Source organism: Cupriavidus malaysiensis, assembly GCF_001854325.1.
Lineage (GTDB): Bacteria > Pseudomonadota > Gammaproteobacteria > Burkholderiales > Burkholderiaceae > Cupriavidus > Cupriavidus malaysiensis.
The window spans coordinates 3289841-3304317 of the sequence record NZ_CP017754.1 but is presented as its reverse complement, the minus strand read 5'-3'; the positions used below and the strand labels follow the sequence as shown (position 1 = coordinate 3304317).

12 protein-coding genes and 2 pseudogenes are annotated in these 14477 nt (G+C 70.3%); 12 read left to right on the top strand and 2 right to left on the bottom strand.

Annotated features, from left to right (window positions below):
* Nucleotides 1-29 precede the first annotated feature (29 nt).
* The 11 genes from BKK80_RS14915 to BKK80_RS14865 all read left to right on the top strand — a co-directional run bounded on the left by BKK80_RS14915 (nucleotide 30) and on the right by BKK80_RS14865 (nucleotide 11918).
* Nucleotides 30-2300, top strand: coding sequence for a DNA polymerase III subunit gamma/tau (locus BKK80_RS14915; RefSeq protein ID WP_071038179.1), 2271 nt, complete (start codon nucleotides 30-32; stop codon nucleotides 2298-2300).
* A gap of 76 nt (nucleotides 2301-2376) precedes the next feature.
* Nucleotides 2377-2709, top strand: a complete 333-nt coding sequence (locus tag BKK80_RS14910) for a YbaB/EbfC family nucleoid-associated protein (protein WP_071014008.1) — start codon at nucleotides 2377-2379, stop codon at nucleotides 2707-2709.
* A gap of 61 nt (nucleotides 2710-2770) precedes the next feature.
* Nucleotides 2771-3385, top strand: coding sequence for a recombination mediator RecR (recR, locus tag BKK80_RS14905; RefSeq protein WP_071038180.1), 615 nt, complete (start codon nucleotides 2771-2773; stop codon nucleotides 3383-3385).
* Between the two features lie 55 nt (nucleotides 3386-3440).
* Nucleotides 3441-4346 carry a LysR family transcriptional regulator gene (locus BKK80_RS14900; RefSeq protein ID WP_071014003.1) on the top strand — a complete coding sequence of 302 codons (906 nt, stop codon included), beginning with the start codon at nucleotides 3441-3443 and terminating at the stop codon, nucleotides 4344-4346.
* 258 nt (nucleotides 4347-4604) lie between these two features.
* Nucleotides 4605-5801, top strand: coding sequence for a CaiB/BaiF CoA transferase family protein (locus BKK80_RS14895; RefSeq protein ID WP_071014000.1), 1197 nt, complete (start codon nucleotides 4605-4607; stop codon nucleotides 5799-5801).
* A complete protein-coding gene (locus BKK80_RS14890; protein WP_071070093.1) occupies nucleotides 5798-6772 on the top strand; it encodes a hydroxymethylglutaryl-CoA lyase in 975 nt (324 codons plus the stop codon). Before BKK80_RS14895 ends, BKK80_RS14890 begins: the two co-directional genes overlap by 4 nt.
* Before the next feature lie 229 nt (nucleotides 6773-7001).
* Complete coding sequence (locus tag BKK80_RS14885) at nucleotides 7002-8003, top strand: Bug family tripartite tricarboxylate transporter substrate binding protein (protein WP_071016469.1); 1002 nt, start codon at nucleotides 7002-7004, stop codon at nucleotides 8001-8003.
* Nucleotides 8004-8216: 213 nt separating this feature from the next.
* Nucleotides 8217-9260: an ABC transporter substrate-binding protein gene (locus BKK80_RS14880; protein ID WP_071013994.1), complete on the top strand. Its 1044-nt coding sequence runs from the start codon at nucleotides 8217-8219 to the stop codon at nucleotides 9258-9260.
* Nucleotides 9261-9387: 127 nt separating this feature from the next.
* A complete protein-coding gene (locus BKK80_RS14875; RefSeq protein ID WP_071070091.1) occupies nucleotides 9388-10200 on the top strand; it encodes an ABC transporter ATP-binding protein in 813 nt (270 codons plus the stop codon).
* A gap of 30 nt (nucleotides 10201-10230) precedes the next feature.
* Entirely contained in the window at nucleotides 10231-11022 is a 792-nt protein-coding gene (locus BKK80_RS14870; protein ID WP_071013989.1) for an ABC transporter permease, read from the top strand.
* A 551-nt stretch (nucleotides 11023-11573) separates the two neighbouring features.
* Nucleotides 11574-11918, top strand: coding sequence for a hypothetical protein (locus BKK80_RS14865; RefSeq protein ID WP_157903242.1), 345 nt, complete (start codon nucleotides 11574-11576; stop codon nucleotides 11916-11918).
* Here BKK80_RS14865 and BKK80_RS14860 read toward each other — a convergent pair.
* Complete coding sequence (locus BKK80_RS14860; protein WP_071070088.1) at nucleotides 11915-13336, bottom strand: sensor histidine kinase; 1422 nt, start codon at nucleotides 13334-13336, stop codon at nucleotides 11915-11917. The genes BKK80_RS14865 and BKK80_RS14860 overlap by 4 nt on opposite strands.
* A pseudogene (locus tag BKK80_RS14855) lies at nucleotides 13333-13964 on the bottom strand (winged helix-turn-helix domain-containing protein). Before BKK80_RS14855 ends, BKK80_RS14860 begins: the two are co-directional and overlap by 4 nt.
* Between BKK80_RS14855 and BKK80_RS14850 the strand changes: the two are divergent.
* Nucleotides 13893-14450 (top strand): annotated as a pseudogene (locus BKK80_RS14850) (porin); the annotation flags it as partial. The pseudogenes BKK80_RS14855 and BKK80_RS14850 sit on opposite strands and share 72 nt — an antisense overlap.
* Between the last annotated feature and the right edge of the window lie 27 nt (nucleotides 14451-14477).

The following is a 14477-nucleotide window of genomic DNA, read 5'->3' as shown; positions in this document are numbered from 1 at the left end:
GGGGGCCGCATTTTGCTACAATCGCCGCCATGAGTTATCAAGTTCTAGCGCGCAAGTGGCGCCCCCGGGATTTCTCCACGCTGGTCGGCCAGGAGCACGTGGTGCGCGCGCTCACGCATGCGCTGGAACAGCAACGGCTGCACCACGCCTACCTGTTCACCGGCACGCGCGGAGTCGGCAAGACCACGCTGTCGCGCATCCTCGCCAAGGCGCTCAACTGCACCGGGCCTGACGGCAGTGGCGGCATCACGGCCGCGCCTTGCGGGCAGTGCAAGGCCTGCCAGGAGATCGACAGCGGGCGCTTCGTCGACTACATCGAGATGGACGCCGCCTCGAACCGCGGCGTCGACGAGATGGCGCAACTGCTGGACAAGGCGGTCTATGCGCCGACAGTCGGGCGCTTCAAGGTCTATATGATCGATGAAGTGCACATGCTGACCAACCACGCCTTCAACGCCATGCTGAAGACGCTGGAGGAGCCGCCCGGACACGTCAAGTTCATCCTGGCGACCACCGACCCGCAGAAGATCCCGGTCACGGTGCTGTCGCGCTGCCTGCAGTTCAACCTCAAGCAGATGCCGCCGGGACACATCGTGTCCCACCTGGACCATATCCTGCGCGAGGAAGGCATCGAGCATGACGGCAATGCGCTGCGCCTGCTGGCCCAGGCGGCCCACGGCTCGATGCGCGACGCCCTGTCGCTGACCGACCAGGCCATCGCCTACAGCGCCGGCCAGGTCGGCGAAGAGGCCGTGCGCGGCATGCTGGGGGCGATCGACCAGGGCTATCTGGTGCAGATGCTCGACGCGCTGGCCGCCGAGGACGGCGCCGCGCTGCTCGGCATCGCCGACACCATGGCCGACCGCAGCCTGTCCTTCGCCGGCGCGCTGCAGGATCTCGGCTCCCTGCTGCACAAGATCGCGCTGGCGCAGGCCGTGCCGGCCTCGGTGCAGGACGAATGGCCGGAGGCGGCCGACGTGCGCCGCCTGGCCTCCGCCTTCGACGCGCAGGAAGTGCAGCTGTTCTACCAGATCGCCAACCTTGGCCGCAGCGAACTGGCGCTGGCGCCGGACGAGTACGCGGGCTTCACCATGACGCTGCTGCGCATGCTGGCCTTCCGCCCGTCGGCGGCGCCGGCCGCCACGCCGGTGCAGAGCGGCGGCGTACCGGCACCGCGTCCGCGGGCGGCCGCCGGCGCAGGGGTGGCGGCGGCGCCCGTGGCCCGTGCCGCGCCGGCCCAGGCTGTGCCGGCCGCCGAGACGTCCGCTGAGCCGGCGCCGGCTGCCGAGGCGTCTGCGCCGGCTGCTGCGGCTGCTGCGGTGCCCGCCGGCCCCGCGGCCGGCGCCATGTCTCCCGCGCGCGCCGCGCTGGCGGCGGCCCGCCAGGCCTCCGCCGCACGTGGCGGCGGCGCGCGCCAGCCGGCCTCGGCCCTGCAGGCGCCGGGTCCTGCCGCCGCCAGTACCACGGCGCCGGCAGCCAAGCCGGCACCCCAGCCGCTGCGTCCGCCCGGGGCTGCGCGCCCGGCGCCTGCGGCGGCTGCCCCCGCCATGCCGTCTGCACCTGTGGCCGCACCGGCCCCGGTTGCCGCGCCGGCCCGCAACCGTCCCGCGGCAGCGCCGGAAGCCGAGTTCGTGCCCCCTTGGGAAAGCGCCGGGGGCAGCGACGTGCCGCCTTGGGAGGAACTGCCCCCCGACCTGCCGCTGATCGGCCCCTACGGCAGCGATGCCGAGCCTTCGATGCCGCGGGCCCGTCCTGCCGCGCGCGCCGCCGCCGTGGAGGCGCGGCCGGAGCGGATGGCCGGCGAGCGCGCCGAGGGCCGGAGCCCGGAGACGAACATCGACCCGCCCGCGGGCAAGCCGCTCGCAGCCAAGCCGGCGCCGCGCCAGCCCGTCACCTTCGTCGAGGAAGGCGGCGTACCGCCGGTCTTCACCGGTGACTGGCCCGGCCTCGCGGCGAGCCTGTCGCTGAAGGGGCTGGCGCAGCAGCTGGCCTACCAGAGCGAGCTGGCGCGCGTGGTCGCCAACACCATCCACCTGCGCGCACCGGTGGCCGCCATCACCGAGGCCGGCGTGGTCGAGCGGCTGCAGCAGGCTTTGTCCGAACATTTCGGCCAGCCCGTGCGCGTGCAGTGCGAGGTCGGTGCCGTTGTCGAGACCGCCGCCGCGGCCGATGCCGAGGCGCGCGAGCAGCGCCAGCGCGAGGCCGAGGCCAGCATCGATGGCGATCCCTTCGTCCAGGGCCTGCTGCGCGAATTCGGCGGGCAGATCGTGCCGGGCTCGATCCAGCCGCGCGTCGGCTGACAGAGGATTTCCGGGGAGCGGCATCGGCCGGCTCCCGTTATCGTTTCAAACCCACCGTATTCAGGAGTACACCGCCATGATGAAGGGCCAACTGGCCGGGCTGATGAAGCAAGCCCAGCAGATGCAGGAAAACATGAAGAAGATGCAGGAGCAGCTCGCCCAGATCGAGGTCGAGGGCCAGTCCGGCGCCGGCCTCGTCAAGGTGACCATGACCTGCAAGAACGACGTCAAGCGCGTCTCCATCGATCCCAGCCTGCTCGCCGACGGCGAGGACAAGGAACTGCTGGAGGATCTCGTTGCCGCCGCCTTCAACGACGCGGTGCGCAAGGCCGAGGCCACCTCCCAGGAGAAGATGGGCTCGATGACCTCCGGCCTGCCGCTGCCGCCGGGCTTCAAGCTGCCGTTCTGAGCGTCGGCGGGCAAGCCATGCGCAGTCCAGCGAGGATGCCGGTGCGGACGGGGGGCGGGCGATGAAGGGCGCGCCGCCGACCTCGCTGCAGGCCCTGATCGAGGCGCTGCGGGTGCTGCCCGGCGTCGGGCCCAAGTCCGCCCAGCGCATGGCCTACCACCTGCTGCAGCACGACCGCGAAGGCGCGCGCCGGCTGGGCGATGCCCTGCGCGGCGCGGCCGATGGCATCCATCACTGCGCGCGCTGCAACACCTTCACCGAGCAGGATGTCTGCGAGACCTGCCTGGACGCGGGGCGCGACGCCTCGCTGCTGTGCGTGGTGGAAACACCCGCCGACCAGGTGATGATCGAACAGACCCTGACCTACCGCGGACAGTATTTCGTGCTGATGGGGCGGCTCTCGCCGCTGGACGGCATCGGCCCCCGCGAGATCCATCTCGACCGGCTGCTGGCACGCGCCACCGATCCCGCGCTCGGCGGCCCGGTGTCCGAGGTGATCGTCGCCACCAACTTCACCAGCGAGGGCGAGGCCACCGCCCACTATGTGGGCGAGATGCTCAAGGCCCGCGGCCTCAAGGTCACGCGCCTGGCGCGCGGCGTGCCGGTCGGCGGCGAGCTCGAGTACGTCGATGCCGGCACCATCGCGCGGGCGGTGATGGACCGCCGCACACTGTAGCCCGCTCCATGCCGATGCCCAGCCACCCGCCGGCCCCGGCCCAGCGCGCGCCGGCATGAATCTCGCGCGCTTCGACCTCGTCACGCTCGGCCTGTTCGTCGCGGTGGCCCGGCAGGGCAGTATCTCGGCCGGGGCGCGCCAGTCGCACCTGGCCGTGGCGGCCGCCAGCAAGCGCATCTCCGACCTGGAGGCCGCGGTCGGCGCGCCGCTGTTCTTCCGCCGGGCTTCCGGCGTCCAGCTGACCGAGGCTGGCCAGGCCTGTTTCCATCACGCCCTGACCATTCTGCAGGACGTCGAGCGCATGGCCGGCGTCATGTCGGACTACGCCAGCGGCGTGCGCGGGCAGGTGCGGGTCTGCGCCAATACCTCGGCCATCACCCAGTTCCTGCCCGACGACCTTGCCACCTTCATGCGGATGCACCCGACCATCCGCATCGAACTGGAGGAGCTCAACAGCAGCGAGATCGTGGCCGCGCTGGTGGAGAACCGCGCCGATGTCGGCATCTTCGCCGACCGCACGCCGTGCGAGGGGCTGGTCACGGTCGAATACCGCCAGGACGAGCTGGTGCTGGTCACGCCGCCGGGCCACCCGCTCTCCACGCGCGGACCGGTGCGCTATGCCGACACCCTCGAATTCGACTTCGTCAGCCTGCCGCAGGTGACTTCGCTGGCCGCGCGCCTGCTCGAGGAGAGCAGCCGGCTGGACCGCCCGTTCCGCCTGCGCATCCAGGTGCGCAGCTTCGACGCCATGTGCCGCATGGTGATGGCCGGCCTGGGCGTGGGTGTGCTGCCGCGCATCGCGGCCGAGCCGCACGTCAAGTCCATGGGTTTGTCGCTGGTGCCACTGCAGGATGCCTGGGCGCGGCGCTCGCTGCTGATCGGCATGCGTGACCCGGCCGGCCTGACCGTGTCGGGACGGCTGCTGATTTCCCACCTGTGCGGAGACCGGGCGCCGTTCTGAGCGCCGTGCAGCGTCCGGGCGCACGTCCGGGCTGAGCCGCTTCGCCGGGGCGGGCGCCTGCGCGGCCGCCCGGTCGTCCGATCGTCGGGGCCGTGGCGTCGACGGCCTTTCGCATTCCGAGAAAGCCCGCTTCACCGATTGCCGATTCCCCGCCCCGAAGGGCTGCGGCACACTGCGCCCCATTGCATCGGTGCCTCCGCCCGTTCCGCGCTGCGGATCGCGACGCGGCAAGCGCGCCCCACCCACCGCAGGAATCCCATGACGCGACAGATCCTCGAAGGCATCCGGGTACTGGAACTCGGGCAATTGATCGCCGGCCCGTTCGCCGCCAAGACATTGGCCGACTTCGGCGCACAGATCATCAAGGTCGAGCCGCCCGGCCAGGGCGATCCGCTGCGCAAATGGCGCATGCTGCATGAGGGCACCTCGGTCTGGTGGGAAGCCCAGTCGCGCAACAAGCAATCGGTCTGCGTCGACCTGCGCCAGCCGGAAGGGCAGGACCTGGTGCGCAAGCTGGCCGCCGGGGCCGACGTGCTGATCGAGAACTTCCGCCCCGGCACGATGGAGAAATGGGGACTGGGCCCCGAAGCCCTGCACGCGCTGAATCCGCGCCTGATCATGCTGCGCGTGTCGGGCTACGGGCAGACCGGGCCGAAGAAGGACGAGCCGGGCTTCGCCGCAGTCGCCGAGGCCATGGCCGGCCTGCGCCACCTGACCGGCGAGCCGGGCCGTGCGCCGGTGCGCGCCGGGCTGTCGCTGGGCGACACCATCGCCGGGCTGCATGGGGCGCTCGGCGTACTGCTGGCGCTCTACGAGCGCGATGCGCGCGGCGGCCAGGGCCAGGTGATCGACGTGGCGCTGTACGAGTCGCTGTTCAACCTGAGCGAGAGCCTGCTGCCCGAGTATTCGGCTTTCGGCGCCGTGCGCCAGCCGGCCGGCGGTGCGCTGCCGGGCATTGCGCCCTCCAATGCCTACCCCTGCGCCAGCGGCGAGTACGTGCTGGTGGCGGCCAACGGCGACGCCATCTTCAAGCGCCTGATGCACGGTATCGGCCGCCCGGACCTGGCCGAGGATCCGGCACTCGCGCGCAACGACGGCCGCGTCCAGCGCGTCGACGAGATCGACGCCGCCATCGCGGCGTGGACGCGCACGCAGACCGTGGAAGCCGCGCTGGCCGTGCTGCGCGCCGCCGAGGTGCCGTCCGGACGCATCTATACGGTCAAGGATATTGCCGAAGACCCGCACTACCGTGCGCGCGGGGTGATCGAGCAGGTCACCTCGGCCGGTGGCCTGTCGGTGGAGGTGCCGGGCATCATGCCCAAGCTCTCCGCCAGCCCGGGTGCGATCCGGGAGCGCGCGCCCCGGCTCGGCGAGCACACCGACACGGTGCTGGCGCAGGCCGGCTTCGACGCCGCCACCATTGCCGACCTGCGTGCACGCGGGGTGATCGCATGAATGCCGCCGCGTTCGTGCGCGGCGCGGCGCACGTCGAGATCAACGAAGTGGCGCCGCGCGACGGGCTGCAGATCGAGCCGCTGGTGGTGCCGACCGAGGCCAAGCTGGGCTTTGTCGACGCCTTGTCCGCCTGCGGCTTCGCCCGCATCGAGGCAACCTCTTTCACCTCGGCGCGGGCCATCCCCGCGCTCGCCGATGCCGAGGCCGTGATGCACCGCATGCAGCGCGTCCCCGGCGTGCGCTACACCGCGCTGGTGCCCAACCTGCGCGGGCTGGAGCGCGCGCTGTCGTGTGCGCCCGACGAGCTGAACCTGGTGATGTCGGCCAGCGAGACCCACAACCGTGCCAACCTGCGCATGACGCGCGCGCAGTCGCTGGCCCAGCTCGAAGCGATGATCGCCGAGGCGGGCAAGGCCGGGGTGCCGGCCAACGTGTCCTTGTCGACGGTGTTCGGCTGCCCCTTCGAGGGCGAGGTGGACGATGCCGAGGTGCTGGCGCTGGCGCAGCGCCTGGCCGAGGCCGGCGCGGCGGGCATCACGCTGTGCGACACCACCGGCATGGCCTATCCCGACCAGGTCGCGCACCTGTGCATGGCGTTCCAGGCGCGGCTGCCGGCCGCCGCCCTGACCATCCACCTGCATAACACGCGCGGCATGGGTCTGGCCAACGCGCTGGCCGCCTGGCAGGCCGGCGTGACACGCTTCGATGCCGCTGCCGGTGGGCTGGGCGGCTGTCCGTACGCGCCGGGCGCGAGCGGTAATGTCAGCACCGAGGAATTGGTCCATATGTTCGCCGCCATGGGCGTGGAAACCGGCGTGGATCTCGGCCGCCTGCTGCAGGCCGTGGCCGGGCTGCCGGACATGATCGGGCGCGATCCCGGCAGCCAGCTGCTGCGAGCCGGCCCGCGCCTGCGCACGCACCGGCCGCCGGATTGGCTGGCCGCGCATTTCGCTGCGGCCGGCGCCGCCTGAATCCCATGCTGCCCGCGGGAGCTTGCCCGCTGCGGCGGGTACCGCAGAGGAGCGCGCCCGGCGCCGGAGACGGCCGAGGGCCGGCTGGCCAAGGCTGGCGCAGGCAGGTGCAGGCAGGTGCAGGCAGGTGCAGGCAGACCAACAGATAAACAGACAATCAAAGAGACAGGAGACGCGCATGCAGACCCCGATTCCCGCAATTCCCGCTGCCAAGGCGCGGGCCGACGCGATGCTTGCCGGCCGTCGCCGGCGCCTGTCCGGTGCACTGGCATGGCTGGCCCTTGCCGGCGCCGGCAGCTTCGCCGCGCGGCCGGTTCTTGCCCAGGATGGTGCCTATCCGAGCCGCAACGTCACGCTGGTGGTGTCGGCCGCCGCCGGGGGCACCACGGACATCGCGGCGCGCATGATCGCCGAGCCGCTGGCCAAGGCGCTGGGCCAGCCGGTGGTGGTCGACAACCGGCCGGGTGGTGCCGGCAGCATCGCCGCGCAGCTCGTCGCTCGCGCCAGGCCGGACGGCTACACGCTGCTGCTGCAGTACTCGGGCTTCCACGTCATCACGCCGCTGCTGGTGAAGAACCTGAGCTGGGATCCGGTCAAGGACTTCGCGCCGGTGGCCAACGTGCTGTCGGCGCCCCAGGTGCTGGTGGTGCGGCCGGGCCTGCCGGTGAAGTCGCTCAAGGAGCTGGTTGCCTACGCCAAGGCGCACCCCGATAAGCTGAACTACGCCTCCTCGGGCAACGGCTCCCTGCAGCATGTCTCGACCGAGCTGCTCAAGCAGATGGCCGGCATCGAGATCACGCACGTGCCCTACAAGGGCACCGGCCCCGCCATGACCGATCTGCTCGGCGGCTCGGTGGACCTGACCATCACCACGCCGCCGCCGCTGATGGGGCATATCCAGGCCGGCAAGCTGCGCCCGCTGGTGGTGACGAGCAAGAAACGGCTGCCCAGCCTGAAGGACGTGCCATCGGCGCCGGAGGCGGGCTATCCCGACCTCGAGGTGTCGTCCTGGTTCGCCATGTACGCGCCGGCCGGTACGCCCAAGCCGGTGATCGACAAGCTGGCGGCCGAGATCGAGAAGATCATGCGCAGCGACGCGTTCCGCGCCAAGGCCGAGGAAATGGGGGCCGAAGCCCAGTTCATGGGGCCGCAGCAACTGGCGCAGTACCAGCGCGGCGAACTGGCACGCTGGGCCAAGGTGATCAAGAGCGCCGACATCCACGCCGAATGAGTGCGGAATGAGCGCGGAATGAATGCACCGAGGCAAGCCTTCCGAAAGGCTTGCCGGGTATCGTCAGCCTGGCCCGGCCGCGCGATGGCGTCGCCAGGCAGCGGCATTCGGCGCGACTAGGTGAATATCCCGATGCGGCTGGCAAGGCACTCGCGTAGCATCGCATTCTGCCGCGCAGCGGCGCTTCCGGGTACAAAACAGGTAGGAGAGAGCATGGATAACAAGAATTCACGCAGGCGCGTCCTGCTGGCGCTGTCATTGGCCGTGGCCGGCCTGTGCGCCGGGGGCAGTGCGATGGCGCAGGCCAAGCTGGAGAAGAGCAAGGTCACCATCGCCGTGGGCGGCAAGAACCTGTTCTATTACCTGCCGCTGACCATCGCGGAGCGCCTGGGCTATTTCAAGGACGAAGGCCTGGACGTGCAGATCGTCGATTTCGCCGGCGGCGCCAAGGCACTGCAGGCGGTGGTGGGCGGCAGCGCCGATGTCGTCTCGGGAGCCTACGAACACACGCTGGCACTGCAGGCCAAGGGCCAGCAGTACCAGGAGTTCGTGCTGCAGGGCCGCGCGCCGCAGATCGTGCTGGTGGTGTCGAACAAGACCATGCCCAACTACAAGTCGATCGCCGACCTGAGGGGCAAGAAGATCGGTGTGACCGCGCCGGGCTCGTCCACCAACATCATGGTCAACTTCGTCCTGGCCAAGGCCGGCCTGAAACCGAGCGACGTGTCCTTCATCGGCGTAGGCGCCAGCGCGGGCGCGGTGGCGGCGATGCGCTCGGGCCAGATCGACGCGATGGCCAACCTCGATCCGGTGATCTCGATGCTGACGCAGAAGGACGAGGTCAAGATCGCCTCGGATACCCGCACGCTGAAGGAAACGCAGGCGGTGTTCGGCGGCAATATGCCGGCCGGCTGCCTCTATGCGTCGACCGCTTTCATCCAGCAGAACCCGAACACCACGCAGGCCATGGCCAACGCCATGGTGCGCGCGCTCAAGTGGCTGCAGAAGGCGGGCCCGTCGGATATCGTCAAGACGGTGCCGGAAAGCTATCTGCTGGGTGACCGGGCGCTCTACCTGGCGGCGTGGGAGAAGGTGCGCGAAGCCATCTCGCCGGACGGCACCATGCCGGCCGACGGTCCGCGCACGGCCCTGAACACGCTGCAGCAGTTCGACGCCGAGATCCGCGGAAAGAACATCAAGCTCGACACTACCTACACCAATGCCTTCGTGCAGAAGGCCAACGCCAGGTACAAGTAAGGCAGGGCAGGGCGAGCAGGGCCGGTAAGCGCGCGCGGCGTGCTGCCGTGCCTGCGGCAGCCGCCGCGCCGTGCAGCCCCTTGCTCAGCACCCGGCGCCGCATGGCGGCGCATTCCGATGGAAATCCATGAGTACTCCCGCACTTTCCCTTGCTAACGTCACCTGCACCTTCGTCTCGCGCGACGACCGCAGCCAGCGCTATACCGCCGTCCGCGACGTGACCCTGGACGTGCAGCCAGGTGAGTTCGTTTCCGTGGTGGGTCCCACCGGCTGCGGCAAGTCCACGCTGCTCAACGTCGGTGCCGGCCTGCTGCAGCCCTCCAGCGGCGAGGTGCGCGTCTTCGGCGAGCGGCTGACCGGCATCAACCGGCGCGCCGGCTACATGTTCCAGGCGGAGGCGCTGATGCCCTGGCGCAGCGCCCTCGACAACGTCGCCGCCGGCCTCGAGTTCCGCGGCATGCCGCGCGCGCAGGCCCTCGAGCAGGGCGAGCACTGGCTGCGCCGCGTCGGCCTGGGCGGTTTCGGCGACCGCTATCCCCATCAGCTGTCGGGCGGCATGCGCAAGCGCGTCAGCCTGGCCCAGACCCTGGTGCTCGACCCCGACATCATCCTGATGGACGAGCCGTTCTCGGCGCTCGATATCCAGACGCGGCAGCTGATGGAAAACGAGGTGCTCGAACTGTGGGCCGCCAAGCGCAAGGCGGTGCTGTTCATCACCCACGACCTCGACGAAGCGATCGCCATGAGCGATCGTGTGGTGGTGCTGTCGGCCGGTCCGGGCACGCATCCGATCGGCGAGTTCACCATCGACCTGCCGCGTCCGCGCGACGTGGCCGAGATCCGCAACCATGCGCGCTTCGTCGAACTGCACGCCGCCATCTGGGACGTGCTGCGCGAGGAAGTGCTCAAGGGCTACGCCCAGCAGCGCAACGCGGCCTGAGGCCGCGGCAACAACCGAATCCGAACAGTCATGGCATTCCGCAAAGACTCGCAAGGCATGCTGCGCATCTGGCAGCTGCTGCTCCTGGTGGTGATCCTGGGCATCTGGCACGCGGCCACGCGCTCGCAGCAGGTTGCCTTCTTCTTCGGCGAGCCGCTGGTGGTCGCGCAGCGTATCTGGAGCTGGTTCGTCGTCGAGCGCGACATCTACCTGCATCTCGGCGTGACGCTGGCCGAGACCGTGCTCGCCTTCGGCATCGGCACCGCGAGCGGGCTGGGTGTCGGCTTGTGGCTGGCGCTGAGCCCGTTCGCCTCGGCCGTGCTCGATCCCTACATCAAGGCCGCGAATTCCATGCCGCGCGTGATCCTCGCGCCGATCTTCGGCGTGTGGTTCGGGCTGGGCATCTGGTCCAAGGTGGCGCTGGCGGTGACACTGGTCTTCTTCATCGTCTTCTTCAACGTCTACCAGGGCGTCAAGGAGGTAAGCCCGGTGGTGCTGGCCAACGCGCGCATGCTCGGCGCCAACCGGCAGCAGCTGCTGCGCCACGTCTACCTGCCGAGCGCGACCAGCTGGGTCTTCTCCTCGCTGCACACCTCGGTGGGCCTGGCCTTCGTGGGCGCGGTGGTGGGCGAGTACCTGGGCTCGGCCAGCGGCGTCGGCTACCTGATCCTGCAGGCGGAAGGGACCTTCGACATCAACACGGTGTTCGCCGGCATCGTCGTGCTGACTGCGTTCGCCCTGGTGCTCGACGGGATCGTCGGTCTCGGCGAGAAACGGCTGATGCGCTGGCAGCCGCGCAGCGGCGAGACCGAGAAACTGTGATCCCGCGCATGCGGGGCCGGCATGGCCGGCTCCGCATGCTGAGCGCCGCGCCCCGACCCGCAAGCGCCGGGGAAATTGTTATAAATTGCTCGCTTGCCCCCGGCTGGCGCCAGGCCGTCCGTAGAATCGAGTCTCCTTGAGTCCGATCTCCCCGGAGGTGCTTCGATGAACGCCTGGCACGGTGCGACGTGGCGGCGCTGAGCTTGCCGGCGCCACGCTCCGGCCGGCCGCTCCGGCGGCGCTGGCGGCGTGCGGGAGTGGTCGCACTCGTACTGCTGGGCCATGCCTGGCTGCTGGGTACCTTGCCCTGGCCGGGGGCGGCGGATCGCGCGATCGCGCCGGCGCAGCGGCGGCCCGCCTTGCAGTGGGTGCAGTTGCGCCCGTCGCCTGCGCCGCCGCCTGCCGTGCAGGCGGCACGACCGGCACCGGGCGCGACTCCGGCCCGGCCGGCGGCATCCGTGCGCAGTGTCGCGCCGGCACCGCCATCTTCGACCGCGATCATGCTGCCCCCACCGGGGCCTCCTGCGGCGCTGCCTGCGGATGGGCGCGCCGTGTCCCTGGTACGTCCCCGCCTGTCCTCCGAGCCCGTATCCGATTCCATGGCGCGCGGCACGGACCCGCTCCAGGAGAATCTTGCGCGGAGTGCCCAGCGCGGCGCGGCACGCTTTGCCCGGGGCGCCTCCGATGCGGCCGCGTCGGCATCGCAGCGCCTGGCTGCCGGCATGGACGCGGCCGGGCGTACGAGCGGCTATGAAGAAACCGGGTTCGCGGGTGGGCGTGGCGCGCGCGTGCAGGGCGCACTGGGCAGCTACTGCCTGCGCACCAAGGAATCCGGCCTCAAGGTCGATCCCTTCCGCCAGGAGCTGGCAGCGCCCACCAACTGTCCGCCGCGCTAGTCCCTTGCGTCAGCGCATCCGAGACCCGGCGGGAACAGCACGGTGACGGTCAGGCCGCCCCCCGCTGTCGGCGCCAGGTCGACATGCGCACGATGTAGCCGCGCGATCTCCCGCACGATCGACAGGCCCAGGCCGCTGCCAGGTCGTGCGGTACCGCTCTCGCCGCGATAGAAGCGGGAGCATACGCGCTCGCGTTCGCCGGCATCGATGCCCGGCCCGTTGTCGACGACCTGCAGCCAGGCACCGTCCCCGGCGTGCGTCGTGCCTTGTCCGACCCGCACCGTGACCTCGGCGTGCGGGCCGGCATAGCGGATGGCGTTATCGAGCAGGTTACCGAGCAGTTCCTGCAGCAGCTCGGCCTGTCCGTCGATAACAGCCGCCTGGGCGAGCTCGAAACCCAGGTCGACGCCATCGCGGCGTGCCAGCGGTGCCCACTCCAGCGCCACCGCCTGCGCCAGCGTGTCCAGCCGCAGCGGGCGCAACTCCGGCGCGTAGCCGCTATCGGGTTCCAGCCGGGACAGCGACAGTAATTGTTCCACCTCCTTGGCCGCCTGCCGTACCGAGCCGCGCACGCGCTCGAGATGGGCTCGCAGCGCCGCGGGGTCCTGTTCGCGCAGCGCGAGTTCCGCCTCGGCCTGGACGATGGCCAGCGGTGTCTTGAGCTGGTGGGCCGCGTCGGCGAAGAATTGCTTGCGCGCCTGCACCATGCGGTGCAGGCGCTCCACATACTGGTTGATCGCCACTACCAGCGGCTTGGCCTCGGTCGGCAGCGCCGCCGCTTCGAGCGGGGCCAGCTCGTCGGCGCCGCGCGCGGCGACCGCGCCGGACAAGCGCCGCAAGGGCCGCAGGCCCCGCCGCACGCCGAACCATACGATGGCCAGCGCGAGGGTCACCAGCATCAGTTCCTGCAGCAGCGAGCCGATCAGGATCTCGTGGGCGAGCTGTTCGCGCGGCTCGATGGTCTCGGCCACCAGCAGCCAAACCAAGCGCGCGCGGGCGGAGCCGACGTCGTGCAAGGGCAGCGTGATGGCTGCCATGCGCAGTGGCTCGCCGCGGAATTCGGCATCGTAGAACACGGTCTGGTAGAGCGGATGGTCGCTGCCCGGCGGCATCGGCAGCGCATCGTAGCCGGTCACGGTCTCGCCATGCTCGTCGCGCACCCGGTAGTAGATGCACGAGCCCGATTCGGACTCGAAGACCTCAAGCGCCAGGTAGGGCAGCTCCACTTCGATGCGGCCGTCGCGCAGGCTGACGCCTTCGCGCATCGCCTTGAGCGAGGCATCCAGCGTGCGGTCGAAGGCCTGGTGCGCGGCCGCGGTGGCGCGCCGGTCGGTCAACCAGGCATCGAGCGCGAGCAGGGTGAGCAGCGGCACCAGCAGCCACAGCGACAGTTGCAGCCGCAGGCTGGCGGCCTTCATGAGCCGGCGCCCGTCGCGCCGGGTTCGCGTGCCTCCAGCAGATAGCCCAGGCCGCGCAGCGTGACGATGGCGGCGCCGCTGCCGTCCAGCTTCTTGCGCAGGCGGTGTACGTAGATCTCGATGGCGTCCGCATTGACGGACTCGTCGATGCCGAAGATCTTCTCCGACAGCGCGGCCTTGTTGACGGCGCGTCCGTCGCGCAACAGCAGGACCTCCAGCACGGCGCGTTCGCGGCCGGTCAGCGCGAGCAGTTCGCCATGCGGCGTGAAGGCGCGGCTGATGCTGTCGTAGTGCAGCGGGCCGCAGCTCAGTTCGGTGCGGTCATGCCCATGGCTGCGCCGGATCAGCGCTCGCGCACGTGCCTCCAGTTCGGATAGGTCGAAGAGCTTGGCCAGGTAGTCGTCGGCGCCGAGGTTCAGGCCGCGCACGCAATCCTCGACCGAGCCGTGCGCGGTCAGGATCAGCACCGGCACCGGATTGCGCCGCTGGCGCAGCCGGCGCAATACCTCCAGCCCGTCGAGCCGGGGCAGGCCCAGGTCAGCGCGTAGTCCTGCGTGGACAGTACATGGTCGGCGCCACGGTGGCGCTGGGCGAGGTGGCCGGCAGCTTCCGCAGCGCGTCCAAGTATGACGTGGGGGTCGGCTACAGCACCGGCGGCTTTGCCGCAGTGGTCACCTGGGATCGCCAGAACGGCGCCGGCACCAGCACCACGCCGGCCGATGCCACCGACTATATCCAGGGCATCCATGCCGGCGCCAGCTACGACTTCGGCAGCCTGAAGCTCTATGCCGGCTACCGGAACTACAAGCGCGCATTCACCACCTCGGCGGCTTCGCAGCGCAGCGCTATGTACTGGGCCGGCGCCAGCTACGACTTCACGCCGGCCTTCACGCTGTACGGCGCGGTCTACAAGCAGGTCGTCAAGGAGAGCGGCGGCGATCCGATCATGTTCTCGCTGCGCGGCCAGTACGCACTGTCCAAGCGCACCACGGCCTATCTGTCGGCGGCCTATGCCACCGCGCAGCAGGGCCACAACGTGAGCGTGTCGCGCGACCTGGTCGGCTACGGCAACAACCAGTTCGCCGTGACGGCCGGCCTGCAGCACCGCTTCTGAACATAGACAGGTGTTGGGAGGCTGCTG